Origin of the sequence: Blautia sp. MCC269, from assembly GCF_018785655.1 — a bacterium.
In the GTDB taxonomy this organism is placed as follows: Bacteria; Bacillota; Clostridia; order Lachnospirales; family Lachnospiraceae; genus Blautia_A.
Genome location: NZ_WQQE01000039.1, coordinates 208730 through 221574 on the forward strand (window position 1 = coordinate 208730; position 12845 = coordinate 221574).

The window sequence follows — 12845 nt, forward strand, 5'->3', positions numbered from 1 at the left end:
GATAAAAGGTTATGACGATCGAAAAAATCCGTCCAGTCTCTGATGACGTAAATGTCGCAGTGAGAAAAGTTTATGGAAAAGCAAACGATGCTTATGCATATTACGATTCTGCTTGTAAGAACAAAGTAACTTGTGCCGATCTGCAGGATGCGTATATCAAAGGACTCATGATTGATGTTGCAGGAACATTATATAAGCCAATCAGCTGCGCTGTTTCTGGGAATGTTGCAACTGTAACATACGTAACAACAGATTCCAGCACAGCTACAACAGCAAAACTGGCAACAGTTAAATCTGACAAATAAATGACCAAGAGGTGAATGGTAATGAGTAAATGGTTCGGTAAGATAGGTTTTGTTCTTCCCACACAGGAAGTCGAACCGGGAGTATGGGATAGTCCTGTTGAAGAGCATGAATATTACGGTGATATGACCAGTAACCGTTGGAAACGTCAGAGTTCTGGAGAGATTAATGACAATCTTAACCTTGCGAACGTTCTGAGTATTTTAGCTGATCCATTTGCTTTGGAAAACCATTCTTACATAGCGTATGTCGAAATCCTGGGATCGAAGTGGAAGGTGTCCGATGTGGAACTCCAATATCCCAGGATGATTTTGTCTATAGGAGGTGTTTGGAATGGGAACTCGCCTGGAGCTGCAGAGTAAATTGGAAGAACTGCTTGGTTGCAGGCATGTTTACTTCCAACCACCTGAATCAGTCAAAATGGAATACCCTGCAATAGTGTATTCCAGAAGCAGTATTAAAAAAGTCAGTGCTAATAACACTGGGTACTTATTTACAAACAAATACAGCGTGGTAGTGATAGATAAGAAACCTGATAATCCAGTTATTTCTATGTTATTGATGCTTCCATATTGTGCTTATGATACGTCATATAAATCTGAAAATCTCTATCACGATGTATTGTCATTATATTTTTAAGGAGGATAAACAAAAATGGCCAAACTTGTATGGGACGAGGTCGGTAAAAAACTTTACGAGACCGGTGTCAGTAAAGGCGTTCTGTATCCGCAGGAAAATGGAACATATCCTAAAGGCGTGGCCTGGAATGGACTTACAGCAGTAAATGAAGCGCCTGAGGGGGCTGAAGCAAATGCTATGTATGCAGATAATATTAAGTATCTTAATATTCTTTCTGCAGAAGAGTTCAAAGCCACAATTGAAGCATATATGTATCCGGATGAGTTTAAGCCATGTATTGGCGCAGAAGAACTTGTCGAAGGTGTATCTGTTGGTCAGCAGGATCATAAATCTTTCGGATTCAGTTACCAGACCATTATTGGAAATGATACTGATAATAACTCTCATGGTTACAAAATCCATCTTGTGTATGGATGTCTGGCAGCACCTTCAGCAGCCGATTACAATTCTGTTAATGACAGTCCAGAGGCAGCTACAATGTCCTGGGATATATCCACCACACCGGTGTCCGTGTCTGGTTTCAAACCAACTGCAACCCTGGTTCTTGATTCCACTAAGCTGAGCGAAAAGAAAATGGCAGCCATTGAGAAAGTTCTTTATGGTGATGATACTGAGAATGGACCAAGACTCCCTCTTCCTGATGAGGTTAAATCCATTATCACAGCTGTGTCAGAATAATTTAATATCCGATTTTAAGAGGTCCACAAATTTGTAGGGCCTCTTTTTTTTTAGACATGAAAGGAGAAAATATGTTCAAAAAAACCATCACATATGAGGACTACAACGGTGTAAAAAGAACCGAGGATTTTTATTTCCATTTCAGCAAAGCAGAAATTGTTGAAATGCAGTTAAGCACAGTAGGCGGTCTGGACGCCACTATTAAAAGAATTGTAGCAGCAAACAATGAACCAGAAATCATCAAGTATTTTAAAGACCTGGTTCTCAAAGCTTACGGCGAGAAGAGTGCTGATGGTCGAAGATTCATGAAGAGTCCGGAGATCTCCAGAGCTTTTGCAGAGACCGAAGCATATTCTGTTTTGTTTATGGAGCTTGCTACAGATGCAAAAGCTGCGGCTGAGTTCGTCAACGGTTTATTACCAGCAGATGTTAGAGAGCAGGCAAAAGCTGAAGCCGATAAAATCGTAGCTGGCCAGTTTTCAGAAGCCTAATAAAATTGGAAATTATGGAGGGATGAGGAATGCTTGAAATAACCGTTCCAGCAGAAGAAGTGTGGGACGATGAAAAAGAAGAGTTTGTATCATCGTCTGTCTTTAGAGAATGGCATTTACAATTAGAGCATTCTCTCGTCTCTCTGTCAAAATGGGAACGTAAGTGGCATAAGCCTTTTTTCAGTAAGAAGGACAAAACGTTACCCGAAATTATAGATTATATAAAATGTATGACCATTACCAAGAGCGTTCCACCGGAAGTGTATGATCGCATTTCAAAAAATCAGAAGCTAATCGATACAATATCTAATTATATAGACGACCCAATGACAGCAACGACTTTTCACAATGAATCGTCAAAGCATACGAGTCGAGAAATAATTACTGCGGAACTGATTTATTACTGGATGATTTCTTATGGTATTCCAGTGGAATTTGAAAAATGGCATATAAACAGTTTATTAACCCTGATACGAGTATGCAATATTAAAAACTCGCCAGGCAAAAAACTGAGCGCGGCTGAAATTACCAGACGTAATGAAGCACTGAATAAAGCTCGTAGAGCACGGCATCATTCAAAGGGGTGATTAAATGAAAAAAGGAATTGACGTCAGTTACCATCAGGGAACTATTGATTTCAGCAAAGTGAAAAAATGTGGAATCGACTTTGTGATCCTGAGATCAAGTTACCGTAAAGCAACCGATACTCGCTTTTTCGAATATGTAAAGAAATGTAAAACAGAAAAGCTTCCTATTAAAGGAGTATATCATTTTATTTACGCACTTAGCGAAACACAGGCTCTTGCTGAGGCACAGTATTGTATTTCTCAGGTGAAAAAAGCAGGGCTTGGAAAAGATATCTACATTTTTGCCGACTTTGAGTACGATACAGTCGCCAAAGCGAAACAGGCAGGAGTTACTTTAGGTAAGACGGAATGTAATAAATTTACCGAAATCTTCTGTAACTATGCAAAATCTCAGGGATACAAAACAGGTATTTATACCAACATTGATTACTATAAGAATTGGTATTCGAAAAGCTTGTTTGCTAAGTATCCAGTTTGGCTGGCTGATTATGATGGCGGTCCCGACTTTGCCTGCATTATGCAGCAGTTTACAAGTTCAGGGCAGGTAGCGGGAATTGTCGGAAGAGTAGATATGAATTACTGGTATGGAGAGTCTACTGGTAACGTAAAAGTACGATCTCGCCAGGCAGTGGTTGATCTTATCTGTTCTTGGGAAGGATTGAATGAAGCAGATGGTTCTTATAAGAAAATTGTGGACATCTACAATTCATATACCGGTACTTTCCCGCGTGGCGTGAAGATGAAGTACGGATGGGCCTGGTGCGCTTGTACATGGTCCGCAACTGCTATTAAGCTTGGCTATACAGACATTATGCCTATCGAAATCGGCTGCGAAGAACTTATCAACCAGGCGAAAAAAATGGGATGCTGGGTAGAAGCAGATAACTATGTACCCAATATCGGCGATGCCGTCTTATATGATTGGAATGATAACGGAGTTGGTGACTGCACCGGTTATGCCGATCATATCGGAACCATCATTGAGGTAAATAAATCTCAGGGTTATTTCATCGTAATGGAAGGCAACTACAAGGATTCTGTTCGTAGGCGTAAGCTTGCTATTAACGGGCGGTATATCAGAGGATTTATTACTCCAAAATATACAGACGACACTATTTCATACGTTCCGCCGACAAAGACAGAGACAACAGTGAAATCTGAAAGGAGCGGTTATATGTTTAATCCGGAAGTTGTAAAGAGTGGTAGTAAAGGTACTTCCGTTCTTTTAGTACAGGAAATTCTCAAATCTAGGGGGTTCAAAGGATCTGATGGTAAAGATCTCAGCCTTGATCGAGAAGCAGGTCCGAACACCATCTATGCTATTAAGCAGTATCAGAAGTCCAGAGGACTTACTGCAGATGGCATTTGTGGTACAAATACATGGAAAGATCTTATCGCAATTTAATGAGGTAATACATGATTGAATTCAGACAAAAGGGAGATTTCTCGAAACTTTCAAAGTTTCTTGAGAGAGCAAAAGAAGCGGCCGGAATCGGCGACCTGGATAAATACGGGAGAGCTGGTGTGGCTGCCCTTTCGTCTGCAACGCCGGTAGACACAGGTAAGACTGCCGCTTCGTGGACTTATGAAATAAAACGTCAAAATGGATCTGTGTCCATAGAATTTCATAACACCAATGTGAATAAAGGAGTTCCAATCGCTATTATTTTGCAGTATGGACATGCCACTGCCACCGGGGGCTGGGTAGAAGGAAGAGATTATATCAATCCTGCTATCCAGCCTATTTTTGATCAGATTACCAATGACGCATGGAAGGAGGTTACCAGAAAATGAGCGAGACAATAGACAGTAAAGTTGTCGAGATGCGGTTTGACAATAAGGATTTTGAAGCAAATACAAGAACCACAATGTCGACTCTTGATAAGCTCAAAGAAAAGTTACATTTCACAGGAGCCTCCAAAGGTCTTGAAGAAATCGGCGAAACAGCTAGAAAAGTTGATTTTTCAGGAATGAGTAGTGGTATTCAAGCGGTTCAGATGAAATTTTCCGCACTGCAGGTCATGGGAATTACCGTTCTACAGAACATTACGAATGCTGCTATGGATGCTGGTAGAAAAATTACCGACGCCATTACCATCAATCCGGTGAAAGATGGCTTTGCCGAGTATGAGACGCAGATGAACGCGGTCCAGACCATTCTGGCGAATACCCAGAAAGAGGGCACGAATGTTGAACAGATCAATAAAGCGCTGGACGAGTTGAATACATATGCGGATAAGACTATCTATAATTTTACCGAAATGACGCGTAACATTGGTACGTTCACTGCGGCTGGTGTAAAACTGGACGCATCTGTATCTGCAATTAAGGGTATCGCAAACCTTGCAGCGGTATCTGGTTCAACTTCTCAGCAGGCGTCCACCGCAATGTATCAGTTATCACAGGCATTAGCTGCTGGTAAAATTCAGCTTATGGACTGGAACTCCGTTGTCAATGCCGGTATGGGCGGTCAGGTATTCCAGGATGCACTTATTCGAACATCTGAACATTTACAAACCGGCGCGAAAGCCGCGATTGCGGCAGAGGGCTCATTTAGAGAGTCATTAAAAAAAGATTGGCTCACCACCGAGGTTCTTACTCAGACTTTGGATCAATTTGCTACAGCCGCTGACACACAGGAAGAATATGATGCTGCTGTCAAAAAGTTTGTTGATCAGGGTTATTCTAAAGAACAGGCCAAAGAGATGGCCGATATGGCGAAAACGGCTGGGGATGCAGCCACTAAAGTTAAAACCTTTACTCAGCTTATCGATACATTAAAAGAGGCATTAGGATCAGGATGGACAAAAACGTGGCAGTTGATTATTGGTGATTTTGACGAAGCTAAAACTGTATGGACCAAAGTCAGCGATGTTCTTGGTGGCTTCATCAATAAAGCATCAGATGCGCGCAATGCTATCGTAGAAGCTGCTATGGGTAATCCATACAGTGATCTTGCTAAAAATATTCAAAAAGTAACCGATGCTACAAATGGCTATAAGAAAATTGTAGATTCAGTTATTAAAGGTAATTATGGCAATGGTCAACCACGATTCGATAAGCTCGCTGCTGAAGGATATGACTGGGCTAGGGTTCAGAATTTGGTTAATGAGCGATTGGGATGCTCTTTCCGATATACTGAAGAACTTACTACTTCTCAGGAAGATCTTAATAAAGAGCAGGAGAAGACCATTAAACAAATTCTCAAAATGTCAGACGCTGAGCTGAAAAAGAATGGTCTTACCAAAGAGGATGTCAAAGCCCTTAAAGAGCTGCAGAAACAGTCTGAGAAAACGGGAATACCGATCACTGATCTTATTAATAATATAGATCAGCTGAGTGGAAAAGAGTTGCTTCACGGCTCTGTGGCCAATATGGGTAATGCGTTGATTAACCTTTTTACCGAGATACATAACGCATGGCAGAAAGTATTTGATCCGGTTTCCGCAATGACGTTATATAACATTATTGCAAACATGCATCGGATCACTTCGAAGTTTTTAAAATTCACAGAAGATAACGGGGACGAGCTTACAAGGACGTTGGCTGGTCTTTTTGCTTTATTGGATATCATTCGACAGTGCCTTGGTGGTTCTCTGAAATTCTCAATCAAAGCCGCCAATGCGGTTCTTAGTGTATTCGGTATGAATACCTTGGATCTTACAGCAGACCTCGGTGATTTACTGGTGAAATTCGACAAATGGTTGAAGAAAACAGATCCGTTTACGCAAGGTTTTACTAAGGTCGGAGAAGTAATTAAATTCATCATTGAGCAGTTTAGAAAACTCAAGAAATATCTTGATACAATTCCAGAATTTCAGGCATTTACAGCAGAGTTGGACAGCTTTAAGAAATCCTTAAAAGGATTATCATTCGAAGATGTGCTGAAGAATTTTGAAAAGTTCGTAACGTATTTTGAAAGCAAACTTCCGAAAGGAATGAAAAACGTCGGTAAAAATGTTATTTCTGGATTCAAAAACGGATTGTCTTCAGGTAAAACAGAGATTCCCAAAATATTATCCAATATAGGTATCCGACTTCTGAAAGCAATTAAGAAAGTACTTGGCATCCATTCTCCTTCAAAAGAGATGGAGAAAGTTGGTGAGTACACTCTTTCTGGTCTTTGGAACGGCCTTACTACTGGAAAAGATAGAATTGTTAATTTCTTTAAGAATCTTGGATCTGATATGCTTGATGAACTGCAGAAGATTGATTGGAACAATATTGTTGCAGGTGGAATCGGGGTAGGCCTCGTATGGGGACTTAAAAAACTTTACGATATTGCGGATAAAGCGCTTAGTCCGGCAGAAGGAATCGGGAAAGTGTTATCCGGAGTAGGTGAAGTTGTTGAGGGATCTGCAAAGAAAATTCCGAAAATTCTTGATAATGCTTCCAAAGTGGTGAAAAGCTTTTCAAAAGTCTTGAAAGCCAAAGCGTTCAAAACACGTATGGAAGGAGTGAAAGATTTAGCCATTTCCATAGCCATTTTAGCAGGATCATTATTCGTGTTGTCAACGATAGATACCGACTCCCTTCACAACGCTGAAGAAGCCATGTTTATTCTCGGAGCAACTTTAGCTGTTATGACATGGGTTATGGATAAACTTTCTACAGCATCAGCGTCTGTTGGAAAAGATGGAGTCCAGATCAATGGCTTGAAATCCGGATTGGCCGGCCTTGGTATAGCAGTATTGCTCATGGCTGAATCTGTTAAGATTCTCGGAAAGCTGAGCGAAGAAGAAATAAATCAGGGAATGGAATGTGCTGGACTTCTGTTACTTGGAATTACCGGTATTTTATTCACATACGGCAAACTTGTAGAAGGTGAAGCGTCCAAGAATATTGACAAAGCCGGGAAGATGATAAGTAAGATTGGTAAGACCATGCTGCTTATAGTAGGGGTTATCAAACTGTTCAGCATGTTATCAGCGGATGAAGTTAAAAATGGCATTAATTTTGCAGGTGCATTCTTAGGGTTTGTCATTGCATATTTGGCTATTTCGAACCTGGCTGGAGACAAAATAGATTCTGTTGGGAAAATGGTAAAATCTATAGTTGTTTCAATGGGGCTTATGATCGGAGTAGCAAAATTGGCAGGTACTTTATCATTGGCCGATATGATCAATGGAACGGGATTTGCATTGACCTTTGCGATTTTTGTCGGAGCACTTGTTACCCTTACAAAATCCAATGAGAAAGTAATGGACGGTCTGAGTAAGTTGTTATTATCAGTGTCATTTTCAATGTTGCTTATGATAGGAGTAGCTAAACTTGCAGGTCAGCTTAGCATGAGTGAAATGGGGAAAGCTGTGTTGTTCGCTGGTGCTTTTCTTCTCTTCATAAAAGCTTTGAAAAAGATTACGACCGACAGTGGTACTGGTGAAACCGTTAAATTAGCAGGAACCTTAATTGCCGTATCGGTTGCGATGGGGATTCTTGCTGGAATATCTGTGTTACTCGGCCTTATTGATACCAAGCAGTTGATAAAAGGTGTTCTTGCAGTTACTTTGCTCGGAGCAATTATGACTGCGATGGTCTGGGCGACCAGAGGGGCAAATGACGTAAAAGGGAATATCATAGCTATAGCAGTCGCTATTGGCGTGATGGCTGCCGCAGTTGCCGCTTTATCTATGATTGACTCAACCAAACTCGCTGTTGCGACCACATGTTTGGGAGCTCTTATGGGTATGTTTGCTATCATGGAGTTAGCCGGAAGTAAAGCAAAAGACTCTATTGGTACGATAGCTGCGATGGTTGTAGCAGTTGCAGCACTTGCCGGAATTTTGGGAGCAATGTCAGCTCTTCAAGTTGAAAACGCTTTACCAAATGCTTTAGCATTATCCGCTTTGCTCTTATCTTTATCCGTATCCATGGCGATTATTGGTAAAGTGGGTGGTGTAAGTCTTGTTGCGTTAGCGTCAGTCGGTGTAATGACATTAGTAGTAGCGGCACTTGCCGGAATACTATATCTTATACGAGATTTAAACCCGGAGTCTTCTATCGGAAATGCTGAAGCATTATCTGTATTATTGTTATCACTGTCTGCGTCCTGTGGTATTTTAGCGGCTGTAGGTTTAGCTGGCACTGCCGGATTCGTGGGTATTGGTGTTTTAGCGGCGTTGATAACAGCCGTAGGAGCTATCGTAGTTGCTATTGGAGCACTATTTGAGAAAGTTCCAGCGTTGGAAGGTTTCTTGGATAAAGGTATTCCGATACTGCAGAAGATAGGCTACGCGTTGGGATCGTTCCTTGGAAATATTGTAGGAGGATTTACAGAAGGAGCTACTTCTGGACTTCCTAAAGTTGGTAAAAACCTCTCAGATTTTATGACTAATACTCAGCCATTTATCGAAGGCGCAAAGAAAATTGATTCCTCAGTCACAACTGGAATTACTTCTTTATGTAAGGCAATCCTTGTGTTGACCGGAACGGATTTTCTTAACGCAATAACATCGTTCATCACTGGAGGAGCTTCTTTCGTCAAAATGGGTGAACAGCTGAAGCCATTTGGTGAAGCATTATCTGATTACGCGCAGAGCGTGAAAGGAATCAATGCAGAAGATATTCAGGCATCCGCAAAAGCAGCAAAAGCCCTTGTTTCCATGAATGATGCTCTTCCGAAGAGCGGTGGCTTCCTTGGTAAATTATTTGGAAATAAGGATTTATCGAATCTTGGCGGTCAGCTTAAAGCATTTGGAACGGGTCTGAATGACTATTCAAATTCGGTTACGAATGTAAATCCTGATAAAGTGGCCAATGCGTCAGTTGCTGTTAAAAGTCTTGTTGAAGCAGTTAACTCTACAGATACTGTCAAAGCGAACGGCGTAAGCACGTTTGTGCAAGCTATCGAAACCCTTGCCGAAACTAACATCAGTGGTTTCATGTCTGCATTCAAGGGATCTTCTTCGAAAGTTAAGAATGTTGGAAGTACACTGACATCCGCATTGGCTAGTGGTGTGAAATCCAAATCTAATGCATTATCAAAAACAGCACTCAGTATGGTGGAATCTATGAGAAGTGCTGTGGCATCACAGGATAAAGAATTCCAGAAGGTTGGCGTGGCACTGATTTCCGCACTTGCGATAGGTATCCAGGCTCAGTCGATTCAGGCTGTCAATGTAGCCAGTTCAGTAGGAGCATCAGCGGCATATGGATCTGGACAGGCATATACAAGTTTCTATATGAATGGTATCAACCTTGGAAGAGGGCTTGTTATCGGTATAGATGCTATGCAGAATTCGGCATACAATGCAGGTTACGCGCTCGGTCAGGCTGCAGTTAGAGGCGAAAAAGATGGACAGAAATCTCATTCACCTTCTAAACTCACAATTCGGGCAGGTAAATGGCTTGGTGAAGGTCTGATTATCGGTATGAGTTCTATGGAGTCAAAAACTTATAATGCTGGTAAGAGTATGGGCGAAACAGCGTTTGATTCAATTCGTAGTGCTCTTTCTGGAATGAATGACATCATTGATTCTGATATGGACACTACACCAACCATTCGACCCGTACTGGATCTCACGAATGTAAAAGCAACAGCTGGGAAACTCAACGGATTATTTACTGACCCAGCGTTTACCCCGCTGGCAAATCTCCGAGCAATCGGTAATATATCAGCACGCAACAATCAAAATGGAAATTCCGACGAAGTAGTCAGAGCAATTAACCGACTCGGTAAGAGTCTTAATAATGTTGGAAACACATATAACAGCGTTAACGGCGTTACTTACGATAACGGCAGTGAAGTTTCAAATGCCGTCGAGACACTTGTTAGAGCAATTACAGTTGGAGGGAGGCGATAGTCATGGCTGACGATTTTACCGATGGAAGTTCCACGGCTACTGTAAATCTATCGGCCAGTGTTAATGTCACGAAGATGGGGCTTCAGAAAGGCACCGATCGAACTGTTTACGTAGAGTGGCAGTGGAGCGGTGTCACCGGAACAAAGGAATACCGGGTTATCTGGTATTACTATACAGGCAACGGCGTGGCATTCGTTGGCGATGATTCTACTACGACTCGATTGCAGAGTACATATACCGCACCATCAAATGCGGTTATGGTAAAGGTTAAAATCAAACCTATATCGACGACTAGAAAAGTTAATGGAAACGATTGTTTGTGGTGGACTGCCAAATGGTCCACTCTTAAAAGCTATTCGTTTTCGAATAATCCGCCCTCCACTCCATCTGCCCCAACGGTAACTATTGATAAACAAAAGCTTACTGCGAAACTCAGTAATTTAAGTGTCAACGGCACTCAGATTGAATTTTACGTCGTGAAAAACGATAAAAGTAAATATAAATCTGGAAAAGCTGCAATAAAAACAACTTCTGCATCGTGGTCATGCACTGTGGCCACTGGCGCAGAATATAAAGTAAAATGCCGGGCTTGGAGGGGAAAAGTTCATGGCGAATGGTCGGAGTATTCCTCAAATGCGTCTTCGATACCATCTGCTCCGGCCGGCATAAAAACCCTGAAAGCGTTATCGAGCACGGGCGTGTATCTCAGTTGGAATAGTGTATACAAATGTACGAAGTACGAAGTGCAATATGTCACTGACAAAACATACTTTGCGAGTAATCCTGATCAGGTACATACACGGACTGTCGAGGGTGTCACCCATACCGAGATAACCGGATTGGACACTGGGTACCAGTATTTCTTCCGAGTACGAGCTTATAACAGTAATGATCAGACGTCCGGCTGGACTGCTGTTAAATCCTTAAAACTCGGAAAAACGCCAGCAGCTCCAACAACATGGTCATCCACCACAACTGCTATGGTTGGCGAATCAGTTACCTTGTATTGGGTACACAATTCAGAGGATAATTCAAGTCAAACTTCGGCTGAGCTGGAAACCATTATTAATGGGGTAAGTAATGTCGAAACGATAAAGAATACCAAAACAGGTGATGATATTGACGATACCAGTTATAAAGTTTTAAGTACTTCTGCGTATTCCGAAGGTACTAAAATACTGTGGAGAGTTCGAACAGCCGGAGTTACTAATACATATGGTGATTGGTCAGTACAAAGAACAATCGATGTATATGCCGTTCCAACACTTCAGCTTAATGTGACCGATTCAACCGATTCAGAGCTTACTACGTTGGAGAATTTTCCGTTTTATGTAAAAGGTGAAGCCGGTCCGAATACGCAGAAAGTATTGGGTTATCACCTGTCTATTATATCCACACAGTCTTATAGCACAAGCGATAGGACTGGCGCCGAGACTATTATCAGCCGTGGGGAGGAAGCATATTCTAAGTTTTTCGATACCGATCAGGATCTCTTGGTTGAATTATCTGCTGGTAATATCGATCTTGAGAATAACATTACCTATAAAGTTGTATGTACCGTATCGCTGGATTCAGGACTCACTGCTACTGATGAGACAGAATTTGATGTATCATGGACAGATCAGATATATGGTGTAAATGCCAATATCGAGTATGATCCAGACACATATTCTTGCCATATAAGACCGTATTGTGTAGACAGCGATAATAATCTTGTGTCGGGTGTAAGTCTGTCTGTATACCGAAGAGAATACAACGGAGAACTGCTGGAAATAGCAAGTGGTTTGGATAATTCTGAAAGTACATTCATTACAGACCCGCATCCATCACTCGATTATGCCCGCTATCGAATCGTAGCTATAAGCGATAATACTGGAGCAGTGAGCTATTATGATATGCCAGGATACCCTATTCACGAGGTTGGAGTTATTATCCAATGGAATGAAACGTGGGAGAATTTGGTTGTATCTGACGCTAATGAAGCCGACATACCGGAAGAACCTTTGTGGTCAGGTTCGTTAGTAAGACTTCCATATAATATCGATGTGTCAGACAAAAACGGTGTCGATGTGTCGATTGTTGAATATATTGGCCGGAAACGTCCGGTTTCCTATTATGGCACTCAGCTTGGGGAGACATCATCATGGAGTGTTGAAATTCCCCGAAATGATGTTGAAACGTTATACGCTCTAAGGCGATTGGCAATATACAGTGGGGACGTATATGTCAGAGAACCGTCGGGAACCGGATATTGGGCCAACGTTGCAGTGTCGATCAGTCAGACACATTGCGAGGTTAAAATACCCGTGTCATTTGATATAACAAGGGTAGAAGGGGGAATTTAA

At 41.6% G+C, this 12845-nt stretch carries 10 protein-coding genes; all 10 read left to right on the forward strand.

The features are described from left to right. Window positions 1–11 precede the first annotated feature (11 nt). The 10 genes from GPK88_RS13925 (at window position 12) to GPK88_RS13970 (ending at window position 12845) form a co-directional block, all read left to right on the forward strand. A complete protein-coding gene (locus GPK88_RS13925) occupies window positions 12–305 on the forward strand; it encodes a hypothetical protein (RefSeq protein WP_215707936.1) in 294 nt (97 codons plus the stop codon). Window positions 306–326: 21 nt separating this feature from the next. Continuing rightward, window positions 327–665, forward strand: coding sequence for a DUF7253 family protein (locus tag GPK88_RS13930; protein WP_215707937.1), 339 nt, complete (start codon window positions 327–329; stop codon window positions 663–665). Then, window positions 637–942, forward strand: a complete 306-nt coding sequence (locus tag GPK88_RS13935; RefSeq protein WP_215707938.1) for a hypothetical protein — start codon at window positions 637–639, stop codon at window positions 940–942. The genes GPK88_RS13930 and GPK88_RS13935 overlap by 29 nt, the downstream gene beginning before the upstream one ends. 15 nt (window positions 943–957) lie before the next feature. Then, complete coding sequence (locus tag GPK88_RS13940) at window positions 958–1620, forward strand: hypothetical protein (protein WP_215707939.1); 663 nt, start codon at window positions 958–960, stop codon at window positions 1618–1620. 71 nt (window positions 1621–1691) lie between these two features. Beyond that, window positions 1692–2111 (forward strand): hypothetical protein, encoded by a 420-nt coding sequence (locus GPK88_RS13945; RefSeq protein ID WP_215707940.1) that lies wholly within the window; start codon window positions 1692–1694, stop codon window positions 2109–2111. 29 nt (window positions 2112–2140) lie between these two features. After that, entirely contained in the window at window positions 2141–2698 is a 558-nt protein-coding gene (locus GPK88_RS13950; RefSeq protein ID WP_215707941.1) for a hypothetical protein, read from the forward strand. 4 nt (window positions 2699–2702) lie between these two features. Continuing rightward, window positions 2703–4103: a GH25 family lysozyme gene (locus GPK88_RS13955; RefSeq protein WP_215707942.1), complete on the forward strand. Its 1401-nt coding sequence runs from the start codon at window positions 2703–2705 to the stop codon at window positions 4101–4103. 11 nt (window positions 4104–4114) lie between these two features. Beyond that, window positions 4115–4492: an HK97 gp10 family phage protein gene (locus GPK88_RS13960; protein ID WP_215707943.1), complete on the forward strand. Its 378-nt coding sequence runs from the start codon at window positions 4115–4117 to the stop codon at window positions 4490–4492. Further along, the gene (locus tag GPK88_RS13965) at window positions 4489–10500 is read left to right on the forward strand and encodes a tape measure protein (RefSeq protein WP_215707944.1); all 6012 of its coding nucleotides are present in this window, start codon (window positions 4489–4491) and stop codon (window positions 10498–10500) included. The genes GPK88_RS13960 and GPK88_RS13965 overlap by 4 nt, the downstream gene beginning before the upstream one ends. A 2-nt stretch (window positions 10501–10502) precedes the next feature. Continuing rightward, window positions 10503–12845, forward strand: a complete 2343-nt coding sequence (locus GPK88_RS13970) for a fibronectin type III domain-containing protein (protein WP_215707945.1) — start codon at window positions 10503–10505, stop codon at window positions 12843–12845.